Source organism: Sporofaciens sp. St.21A7, from assembly GCF_059728535.1.
The window spans coordinates 4,561,659-4,580,568 of the sequence record NZ_BAAGFN010000001.1; the positions used below are offsets into that span (position 1 = coordinate 4,561,659).

The 18,910-nt window shown below is 49.0% G+C and carries 14 protein-coding genes and 2 pseudogenes; 6 read left to right on the forward strand and 10 right to left on the reverse strand.

The annotated features are described in order from the left end of the window. Nucleotides 1-26 precede the first annotated feature (26 nt). The 7 genes and pseudogenes from AC6I3O_RS22695 to AC6I3O_RS22725 all read right to left on the reverse strand — a co-directional run. Nucleotides 27-293: pseudogene (locus AC6I3O_RS22695) on the reverse strand (carboxymuconolactone decarboxylase family protein); the annotation flags it as partial. A 6-nt stretch (nucleotides 294-299) separates the two neighbouring features. Beyond that, nucleotides 300-1,319 (reverse strand): aldo/keto reductase, encoded by a 1,020-nt coding sequence (locus tag AC6I3O_RS22700; protein ID WP_497852799.1) that lies wholly within the window; start codon nucleotides 1,317-1,319, stop codon nucleotides 300-302. A 139-nt stretch (nucleotides 1,320-1,458) separates the two neighbouring features. Then, a pseudogene (locus tag AC6I3O_RS22705) lies at nucleotides 1,459-1,797 on the reverse strand (type II toxin-antitoxin system YafQ family toxin). 546 nt (nucleotides 1,798-2,343) lie between these two features. Continuing rightward, nucleotides 2,344-4,470: a tetratricopeptide repeat protein gene (locus AC6I3O_RS22710; protein ID WP_497852800.1), complete on the reverse strand. Its 2,127-nt coding sequence runs from the start codon at nucleotides 4,468-4,470 to the stop codon at nucleotides 2,344-2,346. 107 nt (nucleotides 4,471-4,577) lie between these two features. Beyond that, nucleotides 4,578-5,522, reverse strand: a complete 945-nt coding sequence (locus tag AC6I3O_RS22715) for an AEC family transporter (RefSeq protein WP_497852801.1) — start codon at nucleotides 5,520-5,522, stop codon at nucleotides 4,578-4,580. A 115-nt stretch (nucleotides 5,523-5,637) separates the two neighbouring features. Next, complete coding sequence (locus AC6I3O_RS22720; protein ID WP_497853575.1) at nucleotides 5,638-6,441, reverse strand: protein-ADP-ribose hydrolase; 804 nt, start codon at nucleotides 6,439-6,441, stop codon at nucleotides 5,638-5,640. 87 nt (nucleotides 6,442-6,528) lie between these two features. Next, a complete protein-coding gene (locus AC6I3O_RS22725) occupies nucleotides 6,529-8,229 on the reverse strand; it encodes an AAA family ATPase (protein ID WP_497852802.1) in 1,701 nt (566 codons plus the stop codon). Nucleotides 8,230-8,464: 235 nt separating this feature from the next. Between AC6I3O_RS22725 and AC6I3O_RS22730 the strand changes: the two genes are divergently transcribed. The 3 genes from AC6I3O_RS22730 to AC6I3O_RS22740 all read left to right on the forward strand — a co-directional run bounded on the left by AC6I3O_RS22730 (nucleotide 8,465) and on the right by AC6I3O_RS22740 (nucleotide 12,173). Next, nucleotides 8,465-9,196 carry a hypothetical protein gene (locus AC6I3O_RS22730; RefSeq protein WP_497852803.1) on the forward strand — a complete coding sequence of 244 codons (732 nt, stop codon included), beginning with the start codon at nucleotides 8,465-8,467 and terminating at the stop codon, nucleotides 9,194-9,196. A gap of 29 nt (nucleotides 9,197-9,225) precedes the next feature. After that, nucleotides 9,226-10,911, forward strand: coding sequence for a vWA domain-containing protein (locus AC6I3O_RS22735; RefSeq protein ID WP_497852804.1), 1,686 nt, complete (start codon nucleotides 9,226-9,228; stop codon nucleotides 10,909-10,911). A 77-nt stretch (nucleotides 10,912-10,988) separates the two neighbouring features. Next, nucleotides 10,989-12,173, forward strand: a complete 1,185-nt coding sequence (locus AC6I3O_RS22740) for a toxic anion resistance protein (protein ID WP_497852805.1) — start codon at nucleotides 10,989-10,991, stop codon at nucleotides 12,171-12,173. A gap of 86 nt (nucleotides 12,174-12,259) precedes the next feature. On the opposite strand, the gene AC6I3O_RS22745 is transcribed toward AC6I3O_RS22740, so the two are convergent. Beyond that, nucleotides 12,260-13,822: a ClC family H(+)/Cl(-) exchange transporter gene (locus tag AC6I3O_RS22745; RefSeq protein WP_497852806.1), complete on the reverse strand. Its 1,563-nt coding sequence runs from the start codon at nucleotides 13,820-13,822 to the stop codon at nucleotides 12,260-12,262. Between the two features lie 193 nt (nucleotides 13,823-14,015). Here AC6I3O_RS22745 and yfcE point away from each other — a divergent pair, with 193 nt between their 5' ends. Genes yfcE through AC6I3O_RS22760 form a run of 3 tightly spaced genes read left to right on the forward strand, consistent with a single transcriptional unit; the run spans nucleotide 14,016 to nucleotide 15,637 of the window. Beyond that, entirely contained in the window at nucleotides 14,016-14,582 is a 567-nt protein-coding gene (gene yfcE, locus AC6I3O_RS22750; protein ID WP_497852807.1) for a phosphodiesterase, read from the forward strand. Next, nucleotides 14,572-15,330, forward strand: a complete 759-nt coding sequence (locus AC6I3O_RS22755; RefSeq protein WP_497852808.1) for an AzlC family ABC transporter permease — start codon at nucleotides 14,572-14,574, stop codon at nucleotides 15,328-15,330. The genes yfcE and AC6I3O_RS22755 overlap by 11 nt, the downstream gene beginning before the upstream one ends. Then, nucleotides 15,320-15,637, forward strand: coding sequence for an AzlD domain-containing protein (locus AC6I3O_RS22760; protein WP_497852809.1), 318 nt, complete (start codon nucleotides 15,320-15,322; stop codon nucleotides 15,635-15,637). Before AC6I3O_RS22755 ends, AC6I3O_RS22760 begins: the two co-directional genes overlap by 11 nt. Nucleotides 15,638-15,714: 77 nt before the next feature. On the opposite strand, the gene AC6I3O_RS22765 is transcribed toward AC6I3O_RS22760, so the two are convergent. Next, complete coding sequence (locus AC6I3O_RS22765; RefSeq protein ID WP_497852810.1) at nucleotides 15,715-17,547, reverse strand: response regulator; 1,833 nt, start codon at nucleotides 17,545-17,547, stop codon at nucleotides 15,715-15,717. Between the two features lie 310 nt (nucleotides 17,548-17,857). Then, nucleotides 17,858-18,832: a 6-phosphofructokinase gene (pfkA, locus tag AC6I3O_RS22770; RefSeq protein WP_497852811.1), complete on the reverse strand. Its 975-nt coding sequence runs from the start codon at nucleotides 18,830-18,832 to the stop codon at nucleotides 17,858-17,860. Nucleotides 18,833-18,910: the final 78 nt, after the last annotated feature.

Below are 18,910 nucleotides of genomic sequence, written 5' to 3' on the forward strand. Positions count from 1 at the left end.
TCTATTCTGCCGCCCTTTCCCTCTCTTTACTCTGCCGCTCTATTGACACATTCTATCGCATTAAGGCTACGCGGATACCCAATATAGGGAAGGCACTGGGATACCACCCGGAGCAGGAAATCCCTATCATTTCCAAGATTCATATTCCCCTTTGCATGGGCAGTAAGCTGCGGCTCACAGCCGCCCTGCGCCGTCAGAAAGCAGAAAGTGATCATCTCCCGCTGCTTTAAATCAAGGCCGCCTCTTGTATAATAATCCCCAAAGCAGTTTGCTGCAAGCCATCGGTTGATATGCCCGTCCTACTGCCATACATGGGCATCCTTCGCCGCTTTCCTTGTATTCTGTGCCATAACGCCAACCAGTGCATGGGGAACGTAAGGCTCTTCCAGATACCGGACCTCCTCGTCGCTTAAACTCAAATCCGCTGCTTTTGCCATGCCTTCCACATGAGAGAGTCTTGTCGCTCCCACCACTGGAGCCGTTACTTTGGTAAGGAGCCATGCCAGAGAGATTTCCGTCATGCTGACTCCCCGTTTCTTGGAAAGCTCCGCTACTCGAGATATAATCGCTTCGTCCTGTCCTGCAAAGGCATCGTATTTTGATCTTGCGTAATCATCTTCCCGGAGACGCTTGGAAGACTCCCCCGGATGTTTCGAGAGTCTTCCGCCCGCCAGAGCGCTGTAAGGCATCATGGCGATATTGTCCTCTGCGCAAAGAGCTGCCATCTCCCGCTCTTCCTCCCGGAAGATCAGGTTATAATGCCCCTGCACGGAAACGAATTTGGTAAATCCCTCTTTTTCTGCCAGCGCATTTGCCTTTGCAAGCTGCCATGCAAAACAGTTGGAAATACCGATATAACGGGTCTTTCCCGCTTTTACTGCCTGATGTAAGCCCTCCATGATATCATAGAGCGGCGTCTGGTAGTCCCACATGTGATAAATGTACAGATCCACGTAATCCATCCCCAGATTCTCAAGGCTTTTATCCAACATCCGCCGGATATGCTCCTGTCCGGAGATTCCTCCGTCTATCTCATCCTGCGTCCGGGGAAGAAATTTCGTTGCCGCCACAACCTCGTCCCGCTTTGCATAATCCTTTAATGCTCTGCCAAGATACTGCTCGCTGGTTCCGCTCTGATAAGCAATCGCCGTATCAAAGAAGTTGATGCCAAGCTCCAGCCCCCTCCTTATAATCTCACGGGAATGTTCCTCGTCAACCGTCCAAGAGTGCTGGCCGCCTTTTGCATCGCCAAATCCCATACAGCCCATGCAGATCCGTGAAACCGTCAGGTCTGCATTTCCTAACTTCATATATTGCATCCCATAACCTCCCTATATTATCTTTTGTCGTTGCAACCATTCCTTCTGAAAAATCAGAAAGTATTATCGTGGAACAAGCACAAATTAATGAATAAGTTATTTGCAGTCGCATATTGTTGTTTTACAACTGATATATCATTTATCTTGCAACGCCGTACAGGGAAACACCCCATACGGCAGCGGGTAAAAAACATTTTCCGAACAGATCGCTGTGCGACCCGGTTCGGGATAGTGTCAACACCAGAACGTCATCCTCAATGCGGTAGATACGCAGCCAGTCGGGCAACACATGGCACTCACGGTGTCCGGCCCAGTTCCCGGACAGGGCATGGTCTCTGTTTTTCTACGGGAGGGGGATTCCCATGGCAAGGTCGGCAATCACGCTCTCCAACAGTCCAACGTCCAGCCCACGCTTCATTGCCAGCTTGCAATCTTTCTTAACTTCCAGAAGGTGCTCAAGGATGCCGTGGCCGCTCATGGAATCCCGTCTAAGCTCTATGTTGACAACGGCTGCAGCTACATGGGTGCGCAGCTCTCCCTGATCTGCGGTTCCATCGGCACCGTCCTGTTACATACACAAGTACGGGACGGTGCCTCCAAAGCTTATGTAAAGACTTTCGTTATGTAAAGAAATGGCGGCCCAACCCAGTAAATATAATGAATTGAGCCGGGATTTCTTTACATAAAAAAATTCATATGAGACCATATATCTGCACCATTAAGAAAGGAAGGTGATGATATATGGTGAAGAACTTCGAGGTATTGGTCACTCTCTGTGATGAAGAACTCCGTCACAGAGAATATTTGGGATCCTACTATGCACGCCTTATATCCTACTGGGAAAAGAAACGGGCATGGCTGGCAGAACAGAATCTAACAGAGTTCAGTGAGGAGGTGGGAAACTCTATTTTTCCATATATAAACTTTCTTTTAAAATACGAGGTTTACCTGAATCGCATTATTTTTACATCTTAACCCGAATAAACGCCAAATCCCCCCTATATTCTCTCTATCAAACATAAAACTATAATTCATCCAGCACTCCGCCAATCATTCTCCAATAAGCCGCCTTCTCGCTATCCTCCGGCACATACTTTCCCTCGCTGTAAATCTTCGCCAACTGCCTTGCCGCATACCCTTCGTCCGTCTCGCTTGCCTTCTCGTACCATTCGATGCCCTTCTCCACATCTTCCTTGACTCCGATTCCGTTCAGGTACAGCTCCGCCACTTTCGCCTGCGCATAGGCATCGCCTTTTTCCGCCTGCCTGAGGTGATTCTTAAATTCTGTCTTCTCCCGCTTCGTCCGCTGCTTCTCCTGAATCTCATTCAGCAGCTCCATCGCCTCCTTATGGCTCTTGGCCGCCGCCTTCTCAAGCCATTTTACACACTCGTCCTCATTCTTCTTCGTGCCTTCTCCCGTATGGTACGCCAATGCAAGCTGATACTGGGCATGAACATGCTCCTTCTCAGCAGCTTTCAGGAAATATTGAACCGCCTCCTTGGGATATGTATAGAAACCGTCCCCGGTCTGGCAGTACAGCCCCATCTCATAATTGCCGGAGGCAGTGCTTGGCTGCCGGATTCCATCGTCAAACCGTTCTTTCGCCCGCTTGACTTTCCCGCGTATCTCTTCCGCTTTCTGCAATGCCGTCTCATCGCCACCTGCTGCCATCTCGTCCAGAATCTTCAATCCGGCTTCTACATCCTGCTTTCCTGCGCCCCCGTAAATATATGCCTCGGCAAGGGCATACTTCCCTTCCGCTTCCCCTGTCGCCGCCGCCTTCTTCGCCCAGCTCATGCTGAGTTTAAAGTTCTGTTTCACCAGCTCGCCCTTTTCGTAGAATCTCATCATCCTGAGCATGGCAGGAACATATTCTAACTTAGCAGATTCGCGGAACCAACGCAAAGCCTGTTTCTCATCCTTCGCCGTATACTGTCCCGCGTAATAAAATTCCGCTGCCCGGAACATCGCCTCGGCATCCCCCGACTCTGCCCGGTTCAGCAGCTCTTCATATAAAGCTGCTTCCTCCCTGGCCTCTTCCTCTGCCGTTTTCTCCTGTCCTGCAGGATTCCCCTCTTTTGCAGCTTCCGACGGTTTCTCATCTATCTCGTCAATCCAATCCTTTTCCAGCGGCAGCGTCTGGGAAGTTCCCATGTCGTCTCCCCAGTCTAATTCCTCGGACTGGATAAAATCTGCCAGCCAGCGCATCTCACGGGCTTCTTCGGTTTCCTCCGGCTCATCCAAATCTTCCATCCGTACAATCTCGATTGCCGTCCCATGGGTTCCCGATTCGTGCAGTTTCTCGAAAGTCATTGTTTCTTTTACTTTTCTATCCTGAACTTCTCTTACTGATTCTATCTCTATTCCAGATTGCCCCGCCGCTTCTATCTCTATCCTAGGCTTTCCTGCCATTCTTGGCACCGCCGCAATTGGGGATTCCTCTGAAACTCCTATACCTATCTCTACTCCATGATTCCTCCCTGTCCCTGCTTCTTCCGCAATTCCAGAATCCCCAAAAACTCCTGTCTCTGTCTCTCTCTCAATCCCAGGCTTCTCATCCGTTCCCTGGCCTTCCAAATCCGGGTAACTCTTCATCGAGTCAAACTCCACCCTGATTTCAAGCCCTTCGGGAACGTCCGTTCCCGCACCTTGATTCCCTGCGCCCTCCGAAACGGCCTCGCTTTCTGAATGCCCGGCTTCACCTGAATCAGAATCCATTCCTTCCGATTCCCGTCCTTTTTCCTCTGCTTCATACTTCTCTTTCTGCTCAATAATCAGATTCAATACGTCTGCCACATCCAGAAACACAGAGATATCAATCTCCCGCCTGCTGCCGTCCTCAAACGTCAGCACACAACAACTGTTATTCTCAGGCTTTACGGAAACACTTTTCAGAAACATCAGGCCAATCGGCCCATCGTCCTTACATTTGTCACTGTACAGATAGCGGTCTGTCAATAAAAAACCCGTCTTCCCTGACTTGAACGCAGACGTATCCAGAACCGCCGCAACTTCCCTCGGCTGCACGCCCCTTGCATACCGCTCGATTGCACGTTCAATCTGCTTCTCCTTCAAATCCTTTGCAAGCTGAAACCCAAATGAATTCTTCCCCTTATAATTCTCTACGGCATACTCAACCCATTTTCTCATACTTTATCTCCTACTCCCTGATACCTCAAAGGGTCTTACTCTGCTTTCGTATGTTCCTATTTTACCACACTATGGAAAATTTGTCATATATTTATACATCAGAATCCCTATATCAGCCCCGAACTTCGCAGCACATACAGCCATCCCGTCAGCGTAAATGCGCTCAGCAGAGTAGTCAGCATGACCACGCTTGAAGAAAGCACCCCTTCATGTCCCATATTTTTTGCCATCACATAGCAGCTCACCGTCGTTGCCGAGCCCAGCATGACCAGAATCGCCACCAGTTCCTCCCTCCGAAATCCCATCCCCACAGCGGCAGGAAGAAAGATTGCGCAGAATCCTACCAGCTTAATCAATGCGGCAGTACACGCCGGCTTCATTTTCGCAAATGCTTTTCGTATGTCAAATGCCGCCCCCATGGCAATCAATCCCATAGGAGTCGTCATCCCTGCCACGCTCGATACCATTTTATCCAAAATCTGCGGTATGGGAATCCGAAACGCCGACCACAAAAGTCCCGCCGCAATCCCAAGGATAATGGGATTCGTCACGATTCCTTTTAAGGTTTTCCAGAGTACTTCCCGGTGCAGCCCCTTCTGCCCGGGCCTGCACAACGCAAGTACAAGCACAGCCATAATATTATACAGCGGAACGCTTCCGATAATCATCAGCGGCGCCATCCCAGATGTTCCGTAGATATTCTGGATAAATGCAATCCCAAGGATTGCCGCGCTGCTCCGGTAGGATGCCTGAATAAACTCCCCCTGTATGGCCCTGTCTTTCCAGAGAAATGATATCCCCGCCGAGATGCCGATACTGAGCACAGTCACAACAAAACAGAACATCACAAACTTAGGATTCCACACTTCGGCGAAATCCACCGCCGCCAAATCCCCGAACAGCAAAAGCGGCAAAGGGACGCGGAACACAAATTGATTCATCTTCGACGCAAACCCATCGTCAATCCATCCTATTTTATGAAGAAATGTACCCAAAACCATCATTAAGAAGACCGGAACCGTTGCATTCAGACTAAAAATCAGATTTTCCATATGCCGTATGCCTCCTTCGCATTTTCACTCAGATTCATTTATCATAAATCATTCTTAACAATAAAAGCAAGGGTGCATCCGTCATCCTTGCTTTAAATCGAAAATATATCTTTCGTCATTGAAATATCTTCTTATAAATATTCAAGTCCTCTTCCTTGAACACGTTGAATACCACCCGCTCAAGGGCAGAAGACGACAGATAGCGGTCTACGGTATCGACTGCAATCCTTGCCGCCAGCTTGCCCGGGAAATGGAACTCCCCAGTCGAGATACAGCAGAATGCTATGGAATGAAGCCCTTTCTTCTCGGCCAGTTTCAGGCAATTAAGATAGCAGGATTTCAGTTCCTCCTTCTGCTTTTCCGTCACTTTCATCCCTACAATCGGCCCTACCGTATGGAGGACATATTTTGCCGAAAGGTTATACCCCTTCGTAATCTTCGCCTTCCCTGTCGGCTCTTCATGCCCCTGCTTCTCCATAATAGCGGCGCACTCATTGCGCAGTTGGATTCCTGCTGCCGAGTGGATCGCATTGTCAATACATCCGTGGCATGGCACAAAGCACCCGAGAAGCTGGCTGTTTGCCGCATTGACGATGGCATCTGCCCCAAGCCTTGTAATGTCCCCTCGCCACAGAGAGATTCTGTCTGCATTACGGATTTCCCTGCACGGGTAAATATCCCGGATTACCGGAATCTCCGGTATATCCACAATCCCTTTTTCTTCTGCTTCGTCTTTAAGCAGCTCATCCTGCATCTCTAGAAAATCCTCTGCGGCCTCCCCCGGAAAACGCACGTTCATAAGACTTCGCAGAAGCCGCCTTTTCCCTTCATAGCCCACAGGCTCCGGGACTGTCTCATAGCCTTCCCTTTCATGCTTCAGATAATGAATCAAACTCTCGACCCGCTCTTCCCTCGTCATCATTTGTCCCTCCCTCTTCTTTCAGCAAATAATACATCCTCATATCAAGCACTTTCCCATCTGCTGTTATGGCAAATGAATATTTCTTTACTGCCCGTATATAACCTTACAGCTCTTTTTATAACACGCAATTCCGTATTTATGAATCGTCTCCATTCCCTCCTGCCTCAGGGATACACTATACCCGCAATCTTCAATCTGCTTTATTGCTTTTCGGCACGCCGCATCAAATGCACCATTTTCCGCATACTTTACCTCAATAATACACCCAATTTTTTCAGCCGGAACTATAATCTTTATATCCGTATACCCAATACCAGACTCTATATTAGACTTGGCAACCCAACTGCTTTCTACATTTAAAAGACCTAAAAGCAGACCATGGTAAAAATTCTCTTTCCTTTCACTCTTTACCGCCGTGTCACGGATACTGATTGAATCCGCAAGGAACTCGTTAAAAAGCGTTTGGACGCTCTCTGCATCGCCGCCTTTTATTGCAGCGCAAAACTGTCTCCACTGTTCTGTTTTCTTGGTTATTTCCCCCTCGAACCAAGAACGTATTTTGTCTTCATAAATTCCACGGATTTCTCTATTGGGAATTACCAGCCTATGGATTCTGCCATTAGGCTTCTCTTTATCCGTCAAATATCCGGCGGCATAAAGAACACTCCACAGATATGTCTGCCTCTTTTTGATATCACTGCTGTCCAAATCAGTATATGTCAGTTCCGGAATGATTTCTTTTTCTATACATTCTCCAGAAATCAACATCTCGATTTCCGCTTTTGTAGATTCCGCAGCATTTTTAAGGATATCCTGAATGATCGCATTACTGCTGCTGTTAGCCCAGTGCGGCTCCATCGCCGCATCCTTTGAGACTCTCAGCATATCGCACTGGCTAATCACATCCCATGGGCAATAAACGTCCACATTACCAAAATGGTATCCATCATACCATTCCTTCATAGCAGGAAAGCATTTTTCTGCGCCGTAATATCTCAGCATCTCTTTCACTTCCATATCCGTAAAGCCAAAATATTCCGCATAATCCGTATTTGAAACCGATCGAACTTTAAAATTATTCAGCCCTGTATAAATACTCTCCTTTGCAATCTGCAGACAGCCTGTGATTACGGCAAAATATAGATTCACGTTTGTCTTTAGAGCCTGACTGAACAATGACCGGATCAATTGAATCATCTGTGGGTAATACCCTGCCTGATGGGCTTTGTCTAACGGCACGTCGTACTCGTCAATCAAAACAAGAACCTTAGAATCATAATGTTTGCCGAGTACTTCTGTCATCAGCCTTATACTGCCATAAAGGACAGAGTTCTTTTCAAATTCCTCATCCAAAAGTTTCCTGAATTTTGCCTTCTGGGAGCTTGTCAGCCTATTACTTTCCAGAAGAAACCCAAATCTTTCCGCCTCCTCACTGATACGTGCGCCAAGCAGGTCATACGCTGCCTGGAAATTCTCGCCCTCCACATCCTTTAGGCTGATTGAAATCACCGGATACTTACCCATATGCCGCTCCCAAAGCTCTTTCTCCCTTGATATTTCAAGCCCTTCAAACAAAGATGCGTCTGCGCCTATTTCAAAGAATGACTTGAGCATATCCATATTCAGGCTCTTACCAAAACGCCGCGGACGTGTAAAGAGATTGACACTCCCTCTTGTCCTGAGAAGCTCTGCAATGAACCCGGTTTTGTCCACATAGTAAAAATGCTCGGATTTGAAATCCCGAAAAAACTCAACGCCTATCGGGAGCTTCTTCATCACAGCCATAATATTTCCTCCTCATTGACCCTTCTGGTCTTTTAAAAACTTTGGGTTCTATTTATATTATTATAAATAGAACTGTTGAAAATAGCAATACTATCCCACATTTCAACGAGCGCTTAGTGTTCCAAAATATTGCTTACTTACAAGAAACTGTCAACTTGTCAGAATTCAATATGTGTCGTATAATGTAGAATATACAATTATCGCTTAACGATTTAAGCCGAACGGGAGGGGATGTATGAAAAAATATATAAAATTAATCCTGGCAAACCTATCCATCGCAGCCGCAGCAATCGTCCTGTATTCGCCGGGCCTGATAAATCTAAGGCTGTCCGACTACAGCATTTTCCGGGCAGGAATGTCCATCATCGCAGCGCTGCTCCTCATCCTTGCCTTCTTTCTAATCAATATCCGGCTCCTTCGGGAACCAGACCGGAACCCCGTCCTGTTAGACGACGTCCATGACCTTGACGAAGCCAAGGATATCCTGAGAAGCCACTGCGAAGGAAAGTATTTTGGAAGTCTGGCGAGGACGGCGTCCGAACAGCTTGACCGCATTTTCCAGTGCCGACAACGGCTTTCTGGCATCCTGTCCCAGAAGTTCACCCGGGGAACCATGAGCTTCGACAAGTTTGACAGCGTAGGGGCAGCGGCGGAATCTTCCGCTATCAAAAATGTAGTCGCAATGGCAAACCGGATGCGGCTCTTCGACGAGAAAGAATATGCCAGGCTTCAGCATTACCGGGAGGACGACATCCCCGACGACATCCAGGAGGAACAGCTCCGCCTGTACCAGAAGAATTTTGACGACGTCCGTTCAACCATCGCCCACAACGAAAAGATACTGCTGAAACTGGACGCGCTCACCATGGAAATCGCCTCGTCTTCTTCCGGGGAAGACGCAGACGCCAACAATGAGCTAATCGGTGAAATCGAACGTCTCATCGACGAAACAAAATATTATCAATAACAGCATTACCTGAATCAGGAGGACTACCTATGAACAAGAAAGCAATCGGGATATTAGCCTGTGTCATTGTAATTGTATGCGCCGCAGTCTTCGGCGGCATCTATGTCACACGCAATATCGGGAAATCAGAAAAAGTAATATCAGAAGAAAGCGCCGAAAAGCGTCTCGCCAAGATGGTAGACAAGATTAACCCGGAGACCGGAACCCCTGTCAAATCCCCAATCGAGTACGACTCTGCCGAGGATGAAGCCGACGAGCTGCCGGACATCGACACCTGTAAAGTCATGGTGGAGGCAGAAACCAGCCTGTACGCCGAGATTTACTCCTCCCCGGAGAAGGCGGGCAGCGGAACGGACGGCTGGCTTTGCGAGATGGCAGAGGAATTCAACGAACACGGCTACGAGGTGGGCGGGCAGAAGGTTTCCGTCCAGATCCGCAACGTCAACAGCGGGCAGGCGTTGGATTACATCGCCACAGGGAAAGCCGTTCCGGAAGGTTTCGCCCCTTCCAGCATGCTCTGGGTAGACATGCTGAACGCAAAAGGAACCGCTACGGAAACGATTTCCGAAAGCCTGGTGGGCAACGTAGCCGGTATCCTGCTTTCCTCCAAGACCAACGAACAAATCGTAGAGAAATACGGAAGCGTAGACCTGAAAGCCATCACGGAGGCAACCGAGGCAGGAGAATTCGCAATGGGGTATACCAATCCCTTTGCCAGCAGCGCAGGCTTGAATTTCCTAATCTGCACCCTGGAGCGGTACGATCTGGAGAATCCGCTGTCTGAAACTGCTACAGCCGGGTTCCAGAAATTCCAGAAAAATGTGCCTTTTGTGGCCCTGACCACTATGCAGATGCGGGAAGCAGCGGAAAACGGCTCTCTGGACGGTTTTATCATGGAGTACCAGTCCTATTCCAACGATACCCTTCTGTCCAGTAATTACACCTTTACCCCATACGGCTACCGCCATGACAACCCATTGGTCAGCGTAGACTCTGCAAGCCCGGAGCAAAAGGAGATTCTGAAACTTTTTTCCGAATACTGCGGGACGGAAAAAGCTATGGCGCGGGCAACGGAGTACGGCTTCAACGGCATGAAGGACTATACCTGCGAATACCAGCCTGTCTCCGGGGATATCCTGACAGCCGCCCAGAAACTTTACAAGACCAACAAAGATAACGGAAGGCCGGTCATCGGCGTGTTCGTGACGGACGTTTCCGGAAGCATGGACGGCGAACCGCTGATTGCCCTCCAGACATCCTTGATTAACAGCATGAAATACATCAACCCGGAAAATTATATCGGCCTTGTGAGTTATGCAGACGACGTGACCATCGAACTTCCAATCGGGCAGTTCAATCTGGAGCAGCAGACTTATTTTAAAGGAAGCGTAGAAAACCTCTACGCATCCGGCGGCACGGCAACCTTTGACGCAATCTGCGTTGCGCTTGATATGATCCGCAAGCAGATGGAGGAATACCCGGACGCAAAGCCCATGCTGTTTGTACTGAGCGACGGAGAGACCAATGTGGGTTATAACCTGCACGATATCCGGGATGTTTTAAGCGGCCTGAAGATTCCGGTCTATACTATTGGCTACAATGCCGACCTGTCCGCTTTGCAGAGCATCAGCTCCGTAAATGAGGCGGCAAGTATCGACGCGTCCACCGACGACGTCGTTTACCAGCTGAAAACTTTATTTAATGCGAATATGTAACTCTATTCAATCAGAAGTCGGAAGGCAGCTTTTACATATGCAGCTTTCATCATCTATCCACTTAGGAGGGAACAATTATGAGCGGATTTTCACTGGATTTACCAACCACGAAAGAAAGCTCCGGCGGATTCTCACTGGATCTGCCGGATACAGAAGCAATCAAGAAAGAGGTTGCCGCAGAACTGGCGCCTACCCCTGAGGAGAAGACGGTCATTACCAATGTGGTCAAAGACAAGGCTGACCAGATTATGGCAGTTGATTTGGATTCTCTTGCCCAGCGCCGGGAATTTGTCCAAGTGGTCGAGACATTCGGCTCGGATTTGGTGCGGCAGTCACAGACAAAGAACAGCATTTTGCAGAAACGGATGGGGGATTTTAGCCGCGCCGGAGGAGAATCCGGCGAAGTTGCACGGGGACTCGAAGACTTGTCCATCAAGATGCGTGATTTAGACCCGTCAGGGCTCGATTTTACCAAGACGGGCGTCCTTGGCAAGGTCTTCAACCCTATCCGCAGATATTTCGAGCGGTTCAAGACCGCCGACGCTGAGATTGCGGGTATCGTGAAAACTTTGGAAAAGGGGCGGACGGTTTTAAAAAATGACAATACCACTCTGGAAATTGAACAGGCGGCAATGCGGGATTTGACGAAGCAGCTGACACAGAAGATTGAGCTTGGCTCGCAGCTTGACAGCTACCTTGCAAACGCCGTGGAAAACGCAAAGATTTCCGGTGATTCTGAGGAACGTATCAAATTCGTTGAAGAAGAAATCATTTTCCCGCTCCGGCAAAGGCTGATGGATTTCCAGCAATTACTGGTGGTGAACCAGCAGGGAATCATCGCTATGGAAGTGATACGGAAGAACAATCTGGAACTGATCCGCGCCGTAGATCGGGCGCAGACGGTGACGGTCGCAGCCCTTCGTGTGGCGGTGACGGTTGCAGGCGCTTTGTATAACCAGAAGATTGTACTGGAAAAAGTCCAGATGCTCAATGCGGCCACCAATGATATGATCAGCGCCACATCCCGGATGCTGAAAGAACAGGGAACCGCTATCCAGCGGGAAGCCGTGGAGGCAAGCATCTCGCCGGATACCCTGAAACAGGCGTTTGCGGACACCCTGTCTGCATTGGATGACATCAGCACTTACAAGGCTAAGGCATTGCCGCAGATGGCACAGACGATTCAGGACTTCCGCACGATTGCGGACGAAGGGGAACGGCAGCTTACACGGATGGAAAAAGGGAGAACCGTAGGATTCTAAACCAGACGTTTATGCCGCTAATGTCTTTACCTATCAGGGGGTGTCGGATTTTCCGGCGCCCCCTTTCACAAACGAAATACACTTCTTTAAAACACCTCCCGGCACAGTCTCTCCAACTCATCATGTACGGCTGCGGCTTCTCTTTCGTTGGTCATCGCCACAATGACGTCCCCGGTCTGCATCTTCGTACTTCCCCTTGGGATAATCTCGTCAGATCCCCTCTGAATCGCGACAATCAGGCAATTCCCCGGCCATTCAATCTCTTTCATCAATGACTCTTCCAGTTTGGAGCCTTGAAGCACCACAAAATTCTGCAATACTTTCTCTCCATGATCCACAGCCTTTTCTCCGTTCTGCTGCTCCAATATCCTTTCAAGAAGGCTTTCATAAATCGGCTTCGACCGAAGCAGGGTCGCCACCATATATGCCACAATCGACACAATCGACAATGTCATCATCTCGCTCAGCGTCCCGGTCATCTCGAAAATCAATATAATACCAGTCAGCGGGGCGCGCACAATCGCCGCAAAATACCCCGCCATGGCAAGCACAACAAAATTATTGATGTACATCATATCCAGTCCCATATACTGGACGCCTACCGTTGCAAACGCGCCCCCGATAAAGCCTCCCAACACCAGCAGCGGGAAGAAGATGCCTCCCGGAGCGCCGGAGCCGAAACAGACTGCCGAAAAGATAAACCTTCCTGCCAGAATGAATAATACCGTACCAAGCATGACGTCTTCCGTCGTCAGATAATCAAGCAGGGCATGTCCGCTTCCAAGGAATTCTGGCATCGTAAATCCAAGGACGCCGGCACAGAAGAACGGAATCATAAGCTTCTGCGTCACACTGAGCCTCTTTGCATTGCGGTAGAGCGACTGCACCTTTAGGGTAAACCAGTTATAGAACGCCCCCAGCGCCCCCAGTACGATTCCTAATAACAATATCAGTCCGTAATGTTCCGGCGGCAGCGCGCCGACAATCTCAAACTGGAACACAGAATCCACTCCCATGACCGTAGTCGCCATAAAATCAGCCGTCAATGATGCCGTCATGACGGATACCAGTACAGATACGGAGAAATTCTTATGCACCTCCTCCAGCGAGAACATAACGCCCGCCAGAGGCGCATGGAACGCCGCCGCAAGCCCCGCGCTTGCCCCGCAGGTCAAAAGGTACTTTTCCTCCGTCACTCCCCGCTCCATTCCTTTGGAGACTCCTTTTCCCACCATCGCCCCAAGCTGGATGGACGGTCCCTCTCTGCCCAATGCCAGGCCGCCAAGGAGACATAAGAAGCCTCCAAGGAATTTTGCCGGGAGAACCCTCCACCATCTCTGGTCTAATTTCCCTATCATTTCACCCTCAAGCTGCGGAATCCCGCTGCCTGATATCATCGGCTCATACTTCAAAAGCTTTCCTACCAGCCATGCCAGCACAAACAATATCAGAAACCATCCTGCAATCCGCACCGGATTCCCTTTGCAGAATCCAAGAATCATATTCAGCCATTTCCCCGCATATTCCAGGAACATCCGGTACAGCACCATCACAAGCCCGGCAATGCCTCCGACAATCAGGCCTTCTCCAATCAATACGATCTGAAAATGTTCGGCGCGCTTAATTGTACTTGACGTATCTCTCTCCACGGTTTTCCCTCCCTCTTGCATATGTATCTTCTTCTATTATACAAGAAACGCCGTATTTATCCAAAGATTTTCTGCCTGCAGGGGAAAAATTAACTTTTCCTTGAAACCCGCCTTCATACAGACTATACTATTATGCAGGGAATCGACAAATATCGATTGCCTAATCTATTTTACGGAAAGGACTTTAGATACCATGAGAATATTGATCGCATCTGACATTCACGGAAGCGCTTACTATCTGAGACAATTACTGAAACGTTATCAGGCCGAACAGCCGGACAAGCTGCTCCTCCTTGGAGATATCCTCTACCATGGTCCGAGGAACGATCTTCCGGAAGGCTACGCCCCAAAAGAAGTCATAGATCTTCTAAATGACATGAAGGAAGACATCCTGTGCGTCCGCGGGAATTGCGACACAGACGTAGACCAGATGGTTTTGGAATTCCCAATCCTTGCCGACTACTGTATCCTGTACGAGCAGGGACATATGATATTTGCAACACACGGACATATCCATAATACTGCCAATCCACCCATGCTGAAAGCGGGCGATATCCTGCTTCACGGGCATACCCATATCCCTGTAATAGAAGATTTCGGCGGCAAGTATTACATAAACCCAGGTTCTGTCTCCATCCCTAAGGACGGAAGCGAACACAGCTATATGATGCTGGAAGACGGGGTATTTACATGGAAAAATTTAAACGGAGAGGCTTACCGGCAATTTTGCCTGCATAGCGGAAGAAACAATGAGTCGTAGCAAGAATGCATTTACTAATGGAATACGGGACGGAATCCCCATTGCACTGGGATACTTTGCGGTTGCATTTTCACTGGGGATAGTGGCAAAAAAAGCCGGTTTGAATCCCATTCAGGGTTTCCTGTCCAGTCTCTTGAACCATGCCTCCGCAGGAGAGTATGCAGAATTTACGGTAATCCTTGCGAACGCGCCTTATTTCGAGATGGCGTTTGTCATTCTGGTCACGAATATACGTTATCTGCTGATGAGCTGCGCATTGAGCCAGAAATTTGCCACAGACACTTCCCTCCTGCACAGATTCCTAGTGGGGTTCGGGATTACAGACGAAATCTTCGGCATCAGCATCGGAAGGACCGGAAAGCTGAACCCTTATTATAATTACGGCGCAATGGCAATCGCACTGCCGAGCTGGGCGCTTGGAACAGCTTTGGGGATTGTTGCCGGCAACGTCCTGCCTCCGTCTGTCGTAAGCGCCCTGAGCGTTGCGCTGTACGGCATGTTTGTGGCAATTATCGTTCCCGCCTCCAAACAGAATAAGATTGTCGGCGGCGTCGTACTTGTAAGCTTTGTGGTTAGTTATGCCGTATCCAAGATTCCTTTGTTCGATTCTATGTCCGACAGTATGAAGATTAGCCTGCTGACGGTAATCATTGCCGGACTTGCAGCCGTATTATTCCCCGTGAAGGATGAGGAAGGGCATACTGCGGCAACAGACCCAGATAAGGAGGCAGTGGAATATGACTCATAATATCTACATTTACATATTGGTCGCGGCGGCGGTATCCTGCTTCATCCGTGTGCTTCCGCTGACGCTGATACGCGGGAAGATTAAAAACCCGCTGATACGCTCATTCCTCTACTATGTGCCTTATGTAACCCTTGCGGTCATGACATTCCCGGCAATCATCACGGCGCCCCAGGTCCCGGCGGCAGGTATCCTTGCGCTGGCTGCGGGAATCATCGCCGCATGGCGGGGAATCAATATGATGGGAATCGCCGCCATATGCTGTGCCGTCGTATTTGTCTGCGAGGCGGCTTACGCATATCTGATATAGTGATCAGCGAAACAACAAAAAAAGGATGGGGAATCAATACCCCATCCGACTATTCCTCTCCTTCTTCACCGAAAATCTCAATCCTTTTTCTTCTCAAAGTAAGCATCGATCTTCTGCTTGATCTCCTCTGGCTTCAGATATTTCGCGAGATAACCGTCTGGTTTCAATGATATCAGTTTTCTCACTGTCGCCGGATCTGTCCTTCCCGTCAGGAAGATGACCGGGATTCCGGCAAAGTTCGTCTCGGAACGGATCATCTCCAGGACCTGTTTCCCGTCACAGACTGGCATCTCATAATCCAGCAGCACCAGATCCGGTCGATCCATGGAAATAGAATGGATTGCAGACATTCCCGACGATGCCATCGCGATCTCATAATCCTCGCACAGCAATTGATTCATTCCCTGCCGGATCGTCATGGAATCATCTACCACCAGTATCTTCTTCCTCTGCGGTATTTCTCTCTTCTTGAGATATTCTTCGACCTCTTCCATGGCATTCTCCACGCTAATCGGAGTCGCCGCACCTTTCCCCGACATATGGGGCGCAATGACACAGAAGGCGAAATCCCCTTCTCCTGTAAAGTAAGCATCGATCTTCTGCTTAATCTCCTCTGGCTTCAGATACTTCGCAAGATACCCGTCCGGTTTCAAAGATACCAGTTTTTTCACCGTCGCCGGATCCGCCCTCCCCGTCAGGAAGATAATCGGGATTTTGGCAAAGTCCTCCTCAGAACGAATCATCTCCAAAACCTGTTTCCCGTCACAGACCGGCATCTCATAATCCAGAAGAACCAGATCCGGACTATCCAGAGCAATCGAACGAATCGCCGACATTCCCGACGCCGCCACCGCAATCTCATAATCTTCGCACAGCAACTGCTTCATTCCCTGCCGGATCGTCATGGAATCATCTACCACCAATATCTTCTTTCTCTGGGGGATATCCCTCTTCTTGAGATATTCTTCGACCTCCTCCATGGCATTCTCCACGCCGATTGGAGTCACCGCGCCTTTTTCCAGCATATGGGGTGCAATGACACAGTAGGCAAAATACCCTTCTCCCGTATCGAACAACAGGCTGGCCTGCATCTTCTCCTTCTCAAACACATCCTGGAACTGCTCATATGTAAGAAGGTTCTCTTCCTTGATCTCGCATCTTTCCGCATCCGGCAGATGCTCCATCACACGTTTTACGAACTGCTGCGCCGTTAATCTGGTTGCATTGACCAACATCGTATCCAGCCGGTTCGTCTCGATTCCCATGACCTTTCCGACAGTGTTGATCAGCAGCTTTTCCTCAAATGCCAGAAAAATCTCGCTATTTTCCTCCTCCTGCTCCATACCATAGACCAGGCGGCAATATATTCCTCTCCCAAACTTCTCTCCGCTGTAACCGTCACTGAGTACGCGGGACTCCAGCCGGAACATATCATAAACCAATTGGACGATTACCTTCTTCATCGCCTCAAGCTCTTCCTCCGGCAGAAGATTCTCCCACTTGCTTACCCCTTCTCCCGTAATCGCACGGTCCTCTGTCAAAGTATGCCCGATCAGCCACCCGACGCAGACACCTAAAAAATGGTCCACTGCATTTTCTGAATAATTCGTCTGTTCCAGCTCCGCCTCAAGGGCAGGCAGCATCTTTTTCTGGAATCCTTCGTGCTGATGCCTGTGCGCGGCAAGTCCTTCGTACCCGACCGACATCATATACTTCTCCTCTTCTAAAAAATGCTTCACCGCATGGTCTTTGAAATACTTGATTCCTTCCTGGCACGCCCACTGGCTCTTCTTCTCCTCTTTCCCAAATGCAAATAGCTTGTTAATAATTTTGAACAGCCTCTGATGCTCCTTGTCAATAACGTCTACTCCGATATTGTACTCTTCTTTCCATACTAATTGATTCTCCATATGAAACCCACCTCTTCCACAGACCGCGTCCTATTTCCTGTGGAATTTCACTCCTTTCCTGAATTTACAGAAACTTCTGCTAATCATAATTATTCATATAAAGCAGTAAATTTTGAAAAATACCATCTTCGCAGACAGCCTTCCCTGTCTGTCAATATTTACTATACAACGTATAGTAAAAAATAGCAATCTGTAAGATTATAACAACGGATTTAACGGAAAGATTTACGGATTCCATTTATAACAAAAGGAGCTGCCAGAAAATACTACCTCTTCTGACAACTCCTTTTCACTCTCTAAAATACGCCTGCTACAGCGCCAAATCCTTCGCGATCTCATACTGATAGACCGGAATGCCCTTCTGCATGCCAAGCGCCTCATTAATATCAAAGTCCACATACTGTCCATGCTTATATCCCACAACACGGTTCGTCTTCCCTTCAATCAGAAGGTTCACTGCCATCGCGCCCATGATAGATGCATAGACCCTGTCCTTACAGGTCGGGCTTCCTCCACGCTGCATGTGGCCGATAATCGTCGCACGGGTCTCCATGCCGGTAGCTTCCTCAATACGCTCCGCCATCTCAATAGAACCGCCGATACCTTCCGCATTGATGATGATATAATTCTTCTTGCCGCGCTTCCTGCACTCCTGAATGTCGGCCACAATCGCACTCTCATCGTAACCATGCTCTTCCGGCAGCAGGATACGCTCCGCACCGTTGGCAATTCCGCACCACAGAGCCAGATAGCCTGCATCCCTTCCCATTACCTCAATGATGGAACATCTCTCATGGGAAGTAGACGTATCACGTACCTTATCAATCGCTTCCATCGCCGTGTTCACAGCCGTATCGAACCCAATCGTATACTCCGTACAGGCAATGTCAAGGTCAATCGTCCCCGGGACACCAATCGTGTTGATTCCAAGATTCGCCAACGCCTGGGCGCCCGCAAAGGAACCGTCTCCGCCGATTACCACCAGCCCGTCCACACCGTACTTCTTCAGGATTGCAGCCGCCCTCTGCTGCCCTTCCTCCGTGCGCATCTCTTCACACCGCGCCGTCTGAAGAATCGTACCTCCGCGCTGGATCGTATCGGAAACATCCCGCGCAGACAAATCAATGATTTCTTCATCCAACAATCCCTGATAACCCTTCCTGATTCCTCTGACTCTCAGACCCTTGCCAAGTCCCGTACGAACAACGGCACGGATTGCCGCATTCATTCCTGGCGCATCGCCTCCACTGGTTAATACTCCGATTGTACGAATTACTTTTGCCATAAATCATTCCTCCATGTGTAGTCATTTCATGTTGAGCATCCATGATCCCAGCGCAAAATGACATTCCACCGGAATCAT